Below are 12,887 nucleotides of genomic sequence, written 5' to 3' on the forward strand. Positions count from 1 at the left end.
GGATCGAAACTGGCTCTTGCGAGGGAATCATTGCTGGCCATACTAGTCAAATGAACATGATCCGCAAAAGCCGTATGCTGCTTTGCAAAAGATTATGTACAAACAATATGATAGCGCATGTCTCTTCTGTCTGGAAGGAGGCCGTGCGCACCAGAGCAAAACGTGTTTACACGCAAACGCCCATTGCTCTAACCCCTAATTTTGACGCGTCTTTGCGATTCTTGCCGATCCCGTCAAATCGCAAAACGCCATGCTGATTTCGAACATGCGGCGGCCGGGATGCAGATTGAGAAGCCCTATTTGATGTTCATCGGCGATGTTGCCGACCAGCTTGCTGCCAAGACCGCGGCCGGCATCGTCGACTGGCGGCGCGACTGGTGCGTCGGACAACTCAGGCTGCCCGGCTGCAAGGCCGATCTTGGCCTCGAGGATATCGATATCGCCGAGGGTAAAAGTCGGGGCGCTCGCACGATGGTCGTCGGCGTCGTCAACGCCGGAGGCGTGCTGCCGGAGCATTGGATCCGTAGCATCGTCGATGCCCTCGATGCAGGTCTGGATATCGCTTCCGGCCTGCACACGCGGCTGGAGGACGTGCCGGAGATCGCCGCCGCGGCCGAACGCGACGGACGGACGCTGCACAACGTGCGCCTGCCCAACCAGACCTTCGCCACAGGCAAGGGGACCAAGCGCAGCGGTCTGCGCCTGCTCACCGTGGGCACGGATTGCTCGGTCGGCAAGAAGTACACGGCCCTGGCATTGGAAAGCGAAATGCGGGCGCAAGGGCTCGACGCCGATTTCCGGGCCACAGGGCAGACCGGCATCTTCATTTCCGGGCGGGGCGTTGCCGTCGATGCCGTGGTGGCCGATTTCATCTCCGGTGCCGCCGAATGGCTGAGCCCGGACGCCGACGCGAAGCATTGGGACGTGATCGAAGGGCAGGGTAGCCTGTTCCATCCCTCCTTCGCCGGCGTGACGCTCGGCCTGCTCCATGGCGCGCAGCCCGATGCCTTCGTGGTCTGCCACGAACCGACCCGCACCACCATGCGTGGTGTGCCCGCCAGGCTGCCCACCATTCGCCAGGTGATCGACGCCACCGTCGCCTGCGGCCGGCTCACCAATCCGCGTATCCAATGCGTGGGCATCGCCGTGAACACGCAGGCCCTTGATGAGGCGGCAGCGAAGGTCTGTCTTGCCAAGATCGCCGACGCAGAGGGATTGCCTACCACCGATCCGGTGCGTTTTGGTGTGGCCGAGATCGTGAAGCGCGTGAAGGTGCTGTACGAGTGAATGCAGTCGTGTCGCCATGATCCCCGCGCTCCAGGAGAATCCATGCGTTATGTGATCGAACCACCGCCGCAGGCCTTCGTATCGGTTGCCGGCGAAAGTTCCGTCTTCCCGGTGCGCCGGATCTGGTGCGTCGGCCGCAATTATGCGGACCACGCCCGCGAGATGGGAGCCGATCCCACGCGCGAACCGCCCTTCTTCTTCTCAAAGCCCGCCGATGCGGTGAACCCTGGCGGCACCTTGCCTTTTCCGGCGCAGACGTCGGACCTGCACCACGAGGTCGAACTGGTGGCAGCCATCGGCAAGGGCGGGCGCGACATTCCGGTCGAGCAGGCGCTGGAGCATGTCTATGGCTACGCCATCGGTCTCGACATGACACGGCGCGATATCCAGGCCGAGGCGAAAAAGCTGGCACGCCCCTGGGACCTCTCGAAGGGCTTCGATCAGTCCTGCCCGATCAGCGCCATCGCGCCGGCTGCGAGGATCGGCCATCCCGCGAGCGGCAGAATCGAGATCACCGTCAACGGCAAGGTGCAGCAGTCGGGCGATCTGTCGCAGATGATCTGGTCGGTGCCCGAAGCGATCGCCTATCTGTCGCGCTCTGTAGCGCTGGCGCCGGGCGATCTCCTCATGACCGGCACGCCGGCCGGGGTCAGTTCGGTCAAGCCCGGCGACCGGCTGCACGGCGCCTGCGCGGGCGTGGGCGAAATCGTGGTAACCTACGAGGCTTGAGGCTGGTATCGTCTTCCCTCCGAATGCGGCCGGAATGACGTCGGAGTGCCCACACTTGGCGTTTCCGTCCTGAGGCAGCCCACTCTAAACTGCCTTCAACCCAATCGTCCCGGCGGAGGCAATGCCCCATGTCTACCCTATCCCTTGATGCTCTGCCGGATGTCCAGAAAGGCATCCACACGAGGCCACTCTTCGTGATGCATCTCGATGTGGAACCCATCGTCCGTTTCGGCCCCACGCCGGATGGCGACCGGCGTGTCGGCGTGATCACTGGTGGGCGATTCGAGGGGGACCGCCTCTCGGGCGAGGTGCTCGGCGGAGGCGCGGACTGGCAGATCGTCCGGCCGGACGGCGCCACCACCCTCGATGTGCGCCTCATGCTGAGGACTAGCGAGGGCGTCCTCATCGGCATGTTTTATCGAGGCCTGCGCCATGGTGAGCCCGCAGTGCTGGCCAAACTTGCCAAGGGCGAGCATGTCGATCCGGCCGAGTATTATTTCCGCATCAATGCGATCTTCGAGACCGCGTCGCCGGATCATGCCTGGCTAAACCACATGCTGGCTGTCGGCGTGGGAGACCGGCGCGCGGACGGGCCGGTCTACAGCCTCTTCGAGATGCTCTGAGCGCTTTTAAGCCAGCGGCAAATGCACTGCCGTCAGCCATTCGGAGGGCGGCAGAAGGCGGGGATTGTTGAGATATTCCTCAAAGCACGGCGCCTCGCCCGGCTGGCGGCCCGATCGGGGCAGCCAGACATGGTAGAGATAGGCATAGGCTACATCGAGATCCGCATAGGGGCCTTTGTGGATGAGCTTCGCCACCGGGCCGCCGCCGATGCGCCGCCACTGCATGTCGGGCTCGATCGCGGTGCCCTCGGGCAGCGTCAAGCCCGCTTCGGAGCGCAGTTCGCTCAGCTGCTTGGCGGCTGGATCGTCGTAATAGATGCCGATCATCCTGGTATCCGGGCCGATCAACCCTCGGGCGCCTGCCCAGCTCGACAGGCGTTCGAAACAGGCGCCGATCTGCTGGTAGTCGCCGACATGGGAAAGCGTGGCGAGCCCGAGCGCCGGAAAGTCCTCTATGGTCACCTCATAATGGACGGCGGTGCGGAGTGCGGGTGCATGCGTCATGGTCTTCATTCCTGCTTGGGGTGGAGCGGGGCGAAGATCCTGGCCCAGACGACGATAGGCGGCGGGCGGCGTGCCGTAAGTGGAGGAGAAGGCCCGCGTGAAAGCCGCTACCGAACCATAGCCTGCACGGACCGCCACACGCGCCATGGTCCGCTGTGAGCGGTTGAGCTCTACCGCGGCGCGATGGAGACGCAGCCGCCGCACCGCCTCTGTTACCGTCTCGCCCGTCACCGCCACGAAGATGCGGTGGAAGTGGAAGGGCGAGAAGCAGGCAATGGCGGCCAGATCGTCGAGATCAAGCCTGTCGTCCAGATGCCCGGCGATATGGCCGAGCACCCGTTCGATCCGGGCGGCATAGGAAAGGCTGGTTTCGTGTCTGGTCATGAACTTGCTCCGACAGACTTACCCTATCGTGGCAGGCTTGATCACAATTGCGCAGTTGACGACAGGCTGCGCTTCGTTGTCTTTGGGCAACCTCCCCGCCTTTTCGCGCCTTTATCGGACAGATCATGACTGAGATTATCAAAACCGACGTACTTATTGTCGGTGCCGGGCCTGTGGGCCTGTTTTCCGTGTTCGAACTCGGTCTGCTCGATATCAAGGCGCATGTAGTCGACATCCTCGACAAGATCGGCGGCCAATGCGCCGAGCTCTATCCCGAAAAGCCGATCTACGACATTCCCGGTTTCCCCATTGTGACCGGGCAGGGGCTGGTCGATAATCTCCTCAAGCAGATCGAGCCCTTCTCTCCGGTTTTCCATCTCGGGCGCATGATCGAAAAGATCGAGCGCATCGGTGATCCCCTGTTCCGTGTCACCACCGACGCCGGCGATGTGTTCGAGACCAAGCTGGTGGTGATCGCCGCCGGCGGCGGCTCCTTCCAGCCCAAGAAGCCGCCGATCGAGGGGATCGAGGCCTATGAGGGCAAGTCCGTTTCGTACGCCGTGCGCCAGATGGAGGCCTTCCGCGACCGTTCGGTGCTGATCGTCGGCGGCGGCGATTCCGCTCTCGACTGGACGCTGAACCTGCAGCCGCTGGCCAAGCGCGTCACGCTGCTGCATCGCCGCGATGCCTTTCGCGCCGCGCCGCACTCGGTGGAGAAGATGCGCGCCCTGGCGGCGGCAGGCGAAATGGACCTGAAGTTCGGCCAGGTCGTCGGCCTGGAAGGCGCCGAGGGCGAGCTTTCAGGCGCCGTGGTCCGCGAGGACTCCGGCAGCACCTATACGCTGCCCATCGACCGCTTGCTGCCCTTCTTCGGCCTGACCATGAAGCTCGGCCCGGTGTCGAGTTGGGGCCTCGACCTGCACAATGACGAACTGGTGCTGGTCTCCACCGAAACCTTCGAGACCTCGCAGCCTGGCATCTTCGCCATCGGCGACATCAACTGGTATCCCGGCAAGCTGAAACTGATCCTGTCAGGCTTCCATGAAGGCGCGCTGATGGCTCAGAAAGCGCATCGCTATGTCTATCCTGACAAGCGCTTGACCTTCCAATACACGACCTCTTCCTCCTCGCTGCAAAAAAAGCTCGGCGTACTCTGAACCTTTTTGCATCCCGACGAGTTTCCCGTTCGTCGGGAGGCTCCCTGTCGATTTGATCGTCCGTCCATCAGGACGGGCAGGGCGTGCTCTCTGAACTGCAGCGTGGTGCCGCAACATCGACCCGCGGACCATGCTCGGCCAACAGGAGTAGAAGCATGTTCAAGTCGATCATTGTTCCTGTCGATGTCGCTGATCTCAGTCTTGCCAAGCTCGCCATTGAGAGCGCGGTGAAGCTGGCCGACACCAGCGGTGCGACGCTGACGCTCGTGCATGTCGTCCCGATCATGCCCCTGATGATGCTCGATACCGTGCCCGTGAGCTTCGAAGGCGAGGTGGCCGAAAAGGCCAAGGGCCAGATTGCCGAGCTTGCCGCCGCCGTCGAGCTGCCTGGGGGCAAGGTGCAGAGCGTGGTCCGCATAGGCGGCATCTATCACGAGGTGCTGGCGATTGCCGAGGAGCAGCGCGCGGACCTCGTGGTGGTCGGCTCGCACCAGCCGAGCGTCGCCACCTATCTCCTCGGTTCGAACGCCAGTGCCATCGTACGCCATGCCGGCTGCTCGGTGATGGTGGTGCGCGAGGAAAAGCAGCCTGTCGATGTCGACGAGGCCGGCGAGGTCGCGGCGGAAGCCGCCCATCACCGCTATCCGACCGTGGAAGAAGCCAAGAAGGCCGCCTGGGATTCGGATCTGCTGCATTGACCAGGTGCAGGCATGGCACGGTGTGAAGATATTGGGCGGAGAAGGGCCCCGCCCCGGGAATAGGTCACGTCCGACGACTGACGGAAGAGGCTTACGCCGGCAAATCGCCGCCGTGGGACATGGGGACAATTGGCCCAATCCGGTCGCCAGCTTGTCCCTTGCTGCAAATCAATAGGCCGAGCCCCCGGCATCATTCAGTCGGTGACGCTCGGTGCCTTTCAGCGGCGGATTGAAGACGCTGACGAGCACCAGATCGGACGCGCCGCCGCGCAGATAGTGTTTGTCATGCTCGTCGAGGACGTAGATGTCTCCGGGCCGGATCGGGAACCGGTTGCCCTGCATATCCTCGACCTCGCCTTCCCCGGCGATGCAGTAGCAAGCTTCCAGATGGTTCCTGTACTCAAGCAGCGACTCGCTGCCTGCCCGGACGACTGTGTGGCAGACCGTGAAGCCCATCGCGTCGGACTCGGTCAGCAGTCTGTGGCTGGTGCCGTTTCCCCAATCGACAAAAAACTCACTTCTTTCGACGCCCTTCAAGTTTCGTACGAACATGATTTGCTCCAGATCACTTGTCTTCCCAGGGCTTTAATACTTTTTCTGGCGTCCGGCGAATGATAGGTTTGAACAGGCCATGTGAGAAATTTCGACATATGCTGAAGCTCCCGCCGCTCAATTCCCTGCGTGCATTCGAGGCGGTGGCGCGGCTCGGCAGCGTATCGCGGGCGGGGGATGAACTGTGTGTCACCCATTCAGCCGTCAGCCATCAGCTCAAGGTGCTTGAGCAATGGATCGGAAAGCCGCTGTTTCTCCGGGGTGCGCGCGGTATCACGCTTACGGCGGAAGGGCAGGCGCTCGGCGTGATACTTACTCCCAGCCTCACGGCGATTGCCGACAGGGTCGACACTCTCATGAGGCATGTGTCGACGCCCACGATCACGGTGGGCTGCATTCCCTCGATCGCGTCCCGCTGGCTCGTGCCGAACCTTGCGCAGTTCTCCGAGCTTTACCCCGACATCGAACTCAACGTTCAATATGCGCGGGCATCGCAGAAACTGCCCCTCGGCGATCTCGACGTTTTGATCACATTAGGCCGGGATGAAGCAGCGCAGGTGAAAAACACCGCGATCTTCTCGCGTGCCAACAGGCCCGTGAGCAGCCCGGCCTATCTCGCGCGCTTCGGACCGATTACGGCACCGGCCGACGTCGCGCGAGCAGATTTGCTCCACGACGAAGGGAAGTCAGGCTGGGAGGAGTGGTTCCGCAAGGCGGGAGTGCCCGCGCCCTTTCCGCTCAACGGTGCCGTGTTCCAGGATTTCAACCTGCTGGCGACCGCCGTGATCGCAGGCCATGGCGTGGCACTATGCCCGACCGAGGTATTCCGGGAAGAACTCAGGCGCGGCGACCTGGTCATCCTCTCGGATATCGCCACGTTGATCGACCAGCACTACTTCATCATCACGCGGATCCCGCCTTCGCAGGCTGTCGGGCTGTTCAGCGATTGGTTTGGAGCCCTGACGGCGCCCGCGTTATGACGGGGATGGCGAGTTCCCCTGGTTCGCGAGCGGATTGAATCCGAATGCCGAGGGACGTAGGGCTGAGGCTCGTCAAGCCCCGCAGCCAGCCATGGCGTCGCCGATGGCCTTGGCCACCCCCGTGGTCGGGATGGAGCCTGAACGGCCGACAGGCTCGCCGGCCTTGTTCAGCACGGCAAAGCTCAGAGCGTCACTGGAAGTGAAATCCTTGACGTCCTTCACCGCGAGCGAGGCGACGATGCTCTGCTCACCATCCGTCGAGGTGGCGACGTTGTCGATGGCAATTTCGTGCCCATCGATCTTGAGCACCCTGGCCGAAAAGGCGGCGGCGCGCAGCTTCTCGATATCAAGCGGCGACAATTCCTTGAATGAAAGGTCCAGCTTGGCCGTCTTGCCGTCCTGGCAGGCGAGGGCAACCCGGTATTCGGGGTTGGTAAATTCAGCCGTGACCGCTGAGCCGTCGGCATGGATGACCGTCCAGCTCTCGGAGGCTGCAGCGCGCGGCTGGACCGGATCGGGTGCCTTGAGGCCGACGCTGGGCTTGGCGATCGAGGTGGTCAGGTCGTTCTGGCTCGCGGCGTCCAGGATGGTCGAAAGCGGCACGGGGCCTTCCGCGTCGGGCAGGAGGGCGGTGGCCACGCCGGTCGAGACCCACTGATCCCTCGGCAGCTCGTCGAGGCTCGAGAAGGGCGTGCGCAGCGTGGTGGTGAAGAAGGCCTCCGTCACCCCCATGGCATGCACGAAATCATAGACGCTCACCACCTCGCGGCCATAGTCGCGCACGATCTGGTTCATTTCTTGCGCGTCGAAAGTCTCGCCGTCGTTAAACTGGGGCGAGAACTGGTGGACGCCGACTTTGGAAAGGGGCACGACGAAGCGGTTGGTGCCGCCGAGTATCACCATGGTGCAGGCGGAATAGCAGCCTGCATTCTCGAAGATAGGCTTGCCAGCTGCGAGTCGCGCCTGGCCAATCACCGTGGTCCAGCCGGCCTTGCGGATGCGGCGCCCGATGATCAGGGCCGACTGCACCTTGCCGCCGACGGATTCGAAGGCGATGATCACCTTTGGGGCGGTTGCCGGCTGCGGCTGGCCCTCGCCGGGTTCGGGCGGCAGGACGCCGTCGAGGCGATTTTGCGAAAGGAAGGCGGCAAAGCTGCGCGAGGTCTCGTCGACAATCTGGCCGGAAGCGTTGATGACGACGCATCCCGGGCAGGTCTTGCCGGAGGCGACGATGCTGAAATGCATCGGTGCATCCGCGTCATCTGCAAGGGCCCTTCCGGCAAAAGGGGCTGCAAGAAGGGCAGCAGTCGCGCACAGAAGCGTTGCGGATCGCGAAAAACCCTTCCATCCAGTGCTGGCTGCCTGGCTCAAATCCACGGCCCCTTTTAGTCTTGACGCAATACTTACATAGGTCTTCATGGCCGGAAGCGCCGTTCCCTTGCAAGCCAGAAATCGGCCGGATTGCCTCGATCCATGAGACAGTTGGAAGCCGTGGCAAAGCTGCCACAGATGCGGTCACCAAACGGCAGCAATGGTGAAGATTTCGTGCATGCGGGCTTCGGGGAACGCCGGGCCAGTTGATTCGCGCCCAGCCGTGTGCGCCCTGGCCGTTTTCGATTTCAGGACCCGCTGGGAAGCGCTGCGTGTGTGTTTTCGCGCGCTCAATGTGTTAACAAAGGCGATATTCCTCCACGGTTTTCAACAGCCGGTCGGGCCATGATGATGCGACGCTTCCTCTGGTGCTTTTTCCTGTTGCTGGGGCTGCTTGCGGCAGGCTGGGCCCAGGCCGCGCAGAAGGCGGCGCTGGTGATTGGCAACGGGGCCTATCGTTCGGTGACGCCGTTGGTGAACCCGCCGAACGATGCCGCCGACATGGCGGCCTCGCTGGGGCGGATCGGCTATGCGGTGACGCTGGTGAGGGATGGCGACCTGCAGGCGATGAATGACGGCTTGCGGGCCTTCCTGCGCGATGCCGACCATGCCGACAGCGTGGTGATCTTCTATTCGGGCCATGGCGTGCAGGTGAAGGGCCGCAACTATCTGATCCCGGTCTCGGCCAAGATCTCGGACGAGCTTGATCTCGACACCCAGGCGCTCTCGCTCGACAAGCTGCTGGAGCTGGTGGACGGGGCGTCCCCGAAGGTGAAGATCGTGATCCTGGATTCGTGCCGCGACAACCCGCTGACGCGCACGCTGGTGCGGGGGGCCGGCACGCGGGGGCTGGCGCGCGTCGATCTCGATGCCGCCGAGGCCAGGGGCACGCTGATCGCCTTTTCGACGGCACCGGGCTCGGTGGCGCAGGACGGCTCGGGGCGCAACTCGCCCTTCACCACGGCGCTGCTGGCCCATATGGAGACGCCGGGCCTGGACATCCGGCAGATGTTCGGCCAGGTGAGGGCGGATGTGGACCAGTCGACCCAGGGCGGCCAGACACCCTGGGTGAACGAGGCGATCATCGGCTCCTTCGCCATGGCCGGCACGGTGGAAAACCCGCAGCCCGTCAAGACCATCGCCGTGGAACCTCAGGTTCAAGTTCAGGCGCCGCCCGAACCGCAGCCCCAGCCCCAGCCCCAGTTCCAGCCGCAGCAGGACTTCCAGCAGCAGGCTTCCAACGAGCCGCCGCCCCAACCGGGGCGGCCCGAATTCATCCTGCCTGATTCGGGCACGAGGCGCCTGAACTGGAACGATGTCGCTAGTCTCAACAGCCAGCAGCTGCGCTTTGCCCGTAACGAGATCTATGCCCGCCGTGGCCGCTACATGAAGGACGAGCAATTGCGCGCCTATTTCTCGCAGTTCTCCTGGTATCGGCCCTGGACCTGGGACGTGCAACTGAGTGCTGTCGAGAAGGCCAATGTCGCGCTGATCCAGCGCGCCGAGGCAGGTCAGTGAGGGCCATTCTCCGCTCCAGCCTGCTGGCGTTCGCCGCCATTGCCGCCATGGCTTCGTCCGCCCTGGCAGATCCCGTGCTCGATGCCCTCGTGGCCGCCTATCCGGATGCGATCGCCGGCTATGACGCCAAGGACCTGATCATGAAGAATGGCAGCCATATCCCACTGTCCAATGGCATCGCCAACAAGACACCGGAGCAGCGGGTCACCAATGCCGACATCACGGACATGTTCGCCATGCCGTACACGTTGGGCGCGAACTACCCCATTCCCAGGACGCCCGCCGATGATCCCGGCCGCGCTCGCAGCCAGGCCCTGTTCGATGCCCTTTATGGGGATTGCACCAAGGGGCAGGTGAAAACGAAAACCATCCAGTGGCTGCCCTCGCTCAAGGGCGGCACGTTGAAGGTTGCCACTGCGAACGGTGTTGCCGAGCATCTGGAAGCTGTTTCGCGCGATCTCGAGGCCCTCCCGGCCAGGTTTCAGGTCTATCTGAAACCTTCGGCCGGCACCTATAATTGCCGGGCGATTGCCGGCACGATGCGCATGAGCATGCATGCCTACGCCGCGGCCATCGACATCAATGTGAAATATACCGACTATTGGCGCTGGAGTGGCGCCAAGAAGGAGACCGACAAGGTCACTTACAGGAACAAGATCCCGATGGAGATTGTCGAGGTGTTCGAGAAGCACGGCTTCATCTGGGGTGGAAAATGGTATCACTACGACACCATGCATTTCGAATATCGACCTGAAATCATTGCCTTGGCAAAGAAATCTTAAGTGGTGCGGCAATGAAGAGACTGATGCTGCTGCGCCATGCCAAATCGGACTATCCCGCCGGTGTGTCCGATCACGAGCGCCCGCTCGGCCCGCGTGGGCGCCGCGACGCGCCGCGCATGGGTCAGCAGATGGCGCGGCGGGCGTTGCTGCCCAACCATGTCATCGCATCCACGGCCTTGCGCACGCGTGAAACCTTTACGCTGATCGAGCCCTATCTCGGGCCGCACACGCTGCGCTATGAACGGGCTATCTATGAGGCCTCGCCAGAGGCGATCCTGCGCGTCATCCGGGCAGTGGAATCCGCCGTCGCCAGCCTGCTGATCGTCGGGCACAATCCAGGCCTCGAGCAGACGGCCTCCTTCCTGGTCAAGGGCGGTGGGACGGCTGCCGATCCGCTCGACGAGAAGTTTCCGACGGCAGCGCTGGTCGTGCTCGACTTCGACATCGACGACTGGGCCAATATCGCAGGCCATCTGGGCGGGTTGGTGCTGTTCCTTACGCCCAAGATGCTGGATGCGTAGCGGATCAGTAGAAGACGGACCCTTGCAACTCGCAATGGCACCTGGAGCACCTATCTATACATCGTCGGCAATTCAGGGGACGCTTGCGTGCGCACGATAGGCAATATCATCTGGTTCGTCCTGGGCGGCGTATTCATGGGCCTGGCCTGGTGGCTGCTGGGCCTTATCGCCTTCATCACCATCGTTGGCATCCCATGGGGCTGGGCCTGCTTCACCATCGGCAATTTCTGTTTCTTCCCCTTCGGGCGGGAAGCGGTGAGCCGGCGTGATTTGCATCAGAAGGACGACCTTGGCACCGGCCCGCTCGGGCTCATCGGCAACATCATCTGGTTCGTCTTCGCTGGCCTGTGGCTGGCGATCGGCCACATCATCTCGGCCGTGGCCTGTTTCCTGACCATCATCGGCATTCCCTTCGGCATCCAGCATCTGAAGCTCGCCGAGATCGCCTTGGCCCCGATCGGCAAGACGGTAGTGCCGAAGGAAGTCGCGGCGGCGATGCGCAAGGCCAATGCCGAGGCGACCGTAACGGAGATCAGGAATAGGTGACTGGGAGCGTGGAAGTTCCCACGACACTCAGGAGAGTGTCGGACGATGTGGTCCCAGGAATTCGCTGATCCGCGCTAGCCCATCGCGCAGAATATCGGTGCTGTTCGCATAGCCGATGCGCAGATACCCCTCCATGTCCATGGCGCTGCCCGGCACCAGCAGCACGCCGGTGCGATCGAGCAGTTCGATGCAGAACTGCTCCGAAGGCATGTCGAGATCGTATTTCAATAGCGCCGTCGTGCCGGAGCGCGGCTTGAGATAGTGGATCGCCGGCTCCTGCCGAATCCAGGCATCGAGGATAGCGAGGTTTTCACGCGTGATGGCCTGGCTGCGGGCCAGCACCTTGTCACGGTTTTCCAGCGCCAGAGCGGCAAAATGGTCGTCCAGCACACCGACGCTGATCGTGTTGTAATCGCGGTGGATGGAAACTGCCTGAATCAGTTCCTCCGGAGCGGTAATCCATCCGAGCCTGAGGCCAGCCAGCGAATAGGCTTTCGACATGCTGCCGGTGCTGATGCCCTTCTCATAGAGATCGGCCATCGAGGCGGTAAAGCCGTCACCCTCCTGGTCGACTCCGCGATAGACCTCGTCGCAGAGCACCCAGGCGCCGCAGGCCCGCGCGATTTTGGCGATCTCGGCCAGCACGGTCTCGTTCATCAGCGATCCCGTAGGGTTGTTGGGATTGTTGATGGCGATGAGCTTGGTACCTGGGGTGGCGAGGCGGCTCAGTTCCTGCAGGTCGGGCAGGAAGCCGTTCTCTTCCCGCAGCTTGAGGATCTGTACATCGGCGCCATAGCTCGCGGGAATGGAATAGTGCTGCTGATAGGTGGGCAGCACGGAGATCACCCGGTCGCCCGGCTCGACCAGCGTCTCATGGACAAGCGCATTCGCCCCGATAGCACCATGCGTGACCACGACATTGCGGATGCCCTGCCTGGCATAGGTCCCCGCGATGGCATGGCGCAGCCTATCGCTGCCCTCGATGGCACCATAGGTCATCTTCATCGGCAGGAGGTCGGCGAGGGCGCTTTCGGGTTGGCCCGACATCTCGAGCAATTGGGCGATGGTGAGGGATTCGACGCAGGTTTCGGCCAGATTATGCGTGCAGCGCGTCTCGTAGCCATTCATCCAGATCTCGACGCCGAAATTGCGAATCTTCATGGCCGCTCCTGGTTGCCGCCGATGCGTAGTCTTGGACAGTGCCCGGTGGCGGAGGCTTGTCAATACAGGAGAGG

General features: G+C 62.6%; 14 protein-coding genes. 10 read left to right on the forward strand and 4 right to left on the reverse strand.

Annotated elements, in window-relative coordinates; genetic code table 11:
* Nucleotides 1–279 precede the first annotated feature (279 nt).
* From dgcN to ACMDCR_RS15955, 3 genes are all read left to right on the forward strand, one after another.
* Nucleotides 280–1,287, forward strand: a complete 1,008-nt coding sequence (gene dgcN, locus ACMDCR_RS15945) for an N-acetyltransferase DgcN (RefSeq protein ID WP_413993445.1) — start codon at nt 280–282, stop codon at nt 1,285–1,287.
* 42 nt (nt 1,288–1,329) lie between these two features.
* The gene (locus ACMDCR_RS15950) at nt 1,330–2,016 is read left to right on the forward strand and encodes a fumarylacetoacetate hydrolase family protein (RefSeq protein ID WP_413993446.1); all 687 of its coding nucleotides are present in this window, start codon (nt 1,330–1,332) and stop codon (nt 2,014–2,016) included.
* A gap of 128 nt (nt 2,017–2,144) precedes the next feature.
* Nucleotides 2,145–2,639, forward strand: a complete 495-nt coding sequence (locus ACMDCR_RS15955) for a DUF3237 domain-containing protein (RefSeq protein ID WP_413993447.1) — start codon at nt 2,145–2,147, stop codon at nt 2,637–2,639.
* 6 nt (nt 2,640–2,645) lie between these two features.
* Here ACMDCR_RS15955 and ACMDCR_RS15960 read toward each other — a convergent pair whose 3' ends face one another.
* Nucleotides 2,646–3,527 carry an AraC family transcriptional regulator gene (locus ACMDCR_RS15960; protein WP_413993448.1) on the reverse strand — a complete coding sequence of 294 codons (882 nt, stop codon included), beginning with the start codon at nt 3,525–3,527 and terminating at the stop codon, nt 2,646–2,648.
* 125 nt (nt 3,528–3,652) lie between these two features.
* Between ACMDCR_RS15960 and ACMDCR_RS15965 the strand changes: the two genes are divergently transcribed.
* Nucleotides 3,653–4,684 (forward strand): NAD(P)/FAD-dependent oxidoreductase, encoded by a 1,032-nt coding sequence (locus ACMDCR_RS15965; RefSeq protein WP_413993449.1) that lies wholly within the window; start codon nt 3,653–3,655, stop codon nt 4,682–4,684.
* Between the two features lie 155 nt (nt 4,685–4,839).
* A complete protein-coding gene (locus ACMDCR_RS15970; RefSeq protein WP_413993450.1) occupies nt 4,840–5,382 on the forward strand; it encodes a universal stress protein in 543 nt (180 codons plus the stop codon).
* A 168-nt stretch (nt 5,383–5,550) separates the two neighbouring features.
* On the opposite strand, the gene ACMDCR_RS15975 is transcribed toward ACMDCR_RS15970, so the two are convergent.
* Nucleotides 5,551–5,934, reverse strand: coding sequence for an ectoine synthase (locus tag ACMDCR_RS15975; RefSeq protein ID WP_413993451.1), 384 nt, complete (start codon nt 5,932–5,934; stop codon nt 5,551–5,553).
* Nucleotides 5,935–6,035: 101 nt separating this feature from the next.
* Between ACMDCR_RS15975 and ACMDCR_RS15980 the strand changes: the two genes are divergently transcribed.
* Nucleotides 6,036–6,914, forward strand: a complete 879-nt coding sequence (locus tag ACMDCR_RS15980; RefSeq protein ID WP_413993637.1) for a LysR substrate-binding domain-containing protein — start codon at nt 6,036–6,038, stop codon at nt 6,912–6,914.
* Nucleotides 6,915–6,986: 72 nt separating this feature from the next.
* Here the strand turns inward: ACMDCR_RS15980 and ACMDCR_RS15985 are convergent, their stop codons facing one another.
* Complete coding sequence (locus tag ACMDCR_RS15985) at nt 6,987–8,159, reverse strand: hypothetical protein (RefSeq protein ID WP_413993452.1); 1,173 nt, start codon at nt 8,157–8,159, stop codon at nt 6,987–6,989.
* Nucleotides 8,160–8,630: 471 nt separating this feature from the next.
* On the opposite strand from ACMDCR_RS15985, the gene ACMDCR_RS15990 reads away from it, so the two are divergent.
* From ACMDCR_RS15990 to ACMDCR_RS16005, 4 genes are all read left to right on the forward strand, one after another.
* Nucleotides 8,631–9,803, forward strand: a complete 1,173-nt coding sequence (locus ACMDCR_RS15990; protein WP_413993453.1) for a caspase family protein — start codon at nt 8,631–8,633, stop codon at nt 9,801–9,803.
* A complete protein-coding gene (locus tag ACMDCR_RS15995; protein ID WP_413993454.1) occupies nt 9,800–10,585 on the forward strand; it encodes a M15 family metallopeptidase in 786 nt (261 codons plus the stop codon). Before ACMDCR_RS15990 ends, ACMDCR_RS15995 begins: the two co-directional genes overlap by 4 nt.
* An 11-nt stretch (nt 10,586–10,596) precedes the next feature.
* Nucleotides 10,597–11,106, forward strand: coding sequence for a SixA phosphatase family protein (locus ACMDCR_RS16000; RefSeq protein ID WP_413993455.1), 510 nt, complete (start codon nt 10,597–10,599; stop codon nt 11,104–11,106).
* 135 nt (nt 11,107–11,241) lie between these two features.
* Nucleotides 11,242–11,652 carry a YccF domain-containing protein gene (locus ACMDCR_RS16005; RefSeq protein ID WP_413993638.1) on the forward strand — a complete coding sequence of 137 codons (411 nt, stop codon included), beginning with the start codon at nt 11,242–11,244 and terminating at the stop codon, nt 11,650–11,652.
* A gap of 27 nt (nt 11,653–11,679) precedes the next feature.
* Here ACMDCR_RS16005 and ACMDCR_RS16010 read toward each other — a convergent pair whose 3' ends face one another.
* Nucleotides 11,680–12,813: an aminotransferase gene (locus ACMDCR_RS16010; protein ID WP_413993456.1), complete on the reverse strand. Its 1,134-nt coding sequence runs from the start codon at nt 12,811–12,813 to the stop codon at nt 11,680–11,682.
* Nucleotides 12,814–12,887: the final 74 nt, after the last annotated feature.

Source organism: Labrys okinawensis (assembly GCF_047345005.1).
GTDB classification, from domain to species: Bacteria; Pseudomonadota; Alphaproteobacteria; order Rhizobiales; family Labraceae; genus Labrys; species Labrys okinawensis.

What these genes read in the sequence shown, in the direction of transcription:
- dgcN (WP_413993445.1), top strand. Translation starts at nt 280, where the DNA reads ATGCAGATTGAGAAGCCCTATTTGATGTTCATCGGCGATGTTGCCGAC.
- ACMDCR_RS15950 (WP_413993446.1), top strand. Translation starts at nt 1,330, where the DNA reads ATGCGTTATGTGATCGAACCACCGCCGCAGGCCTTCGTATCGGTTGCC.
- ACMDCR_RS15955 (WP_413993447.1), top strand. Translation starts at nt 2,145, where the DNA reads ATGTCTACCCTATCCCTTGATGCTCTGCCGGATGTCCAGAAAGGCATC.
- ACMDCR_RS15960 (WP_413993448.1), bottom strand. Translation starts at nt 3,527, where the DNA reads ATGACCAGACACGAAACCAGCCTTTCCTATGCCGCCCGGATCGAACGG.
- ACMDCR_RS15965 (WP_413993449.1), top strand. Translation starts at nt 3,653, where the DNA reads ATGACTGAGATTATCAAAACCGACGTACTTATTGTCGGTGCCGGGCCT.
- ACMDCR_RS15970 (WP_413993450.1), top strand. Translation starts at nt 4,840, where the DNA reads ATGTTCAAGTCGATCATTGTTCCTGTCGATGTCGCTGATCTCAGTCTT.
- ACMDCR_RS15975 (WP_413993451.1), bottom strand. Translation starts at nt 5,934, where the DNA reads ATGTTCGTACGAAACTTGAAGGGCGTCGAAAGAAGTGAGTTTTTTGTC.
- ACMDCR_RS15985 (WP_413993452.1), bottom strand. Translation starts at nt 8,159, where the DNA reads ATGCATTTCAGCATCGTCGCCTCCGGCAAGACCTGCCCGGGATGCGTC.
- ACMDCR_RS15990 (WP_413993453.1), top strand. Translation starts at nt 8,631, where the DNA reads ATGATGATGCGACGCTTCCTCTGGTGCTTTTTCCTGTTGCTGGGGCTG.
- ACMDCR_RS16000 (WP_413993455.1), top strand. Translation starts at nt 10,597, where the DNA reads ATGAAGAGACTGATGCTGCTGCGCCATGCCAAATCGGACTATCCCGCC.
- ACMDCR_RS16005 (WP_413993638.1), top strand. Translation starts at nt 11,242, where the DNA reads ATGGGCCTGGCCTGGTGGCTGCTGGGCCTTATCGCCTTCATCACCATC.
- ACMDCR_RS16010 (WP_413993456.1), bottom strand. Translation starts at nt 12,813, where the DNA reads ATGAAGATTCGCAATTTCGGCGTCGAGATCTGGATGAATGGCTACGAG.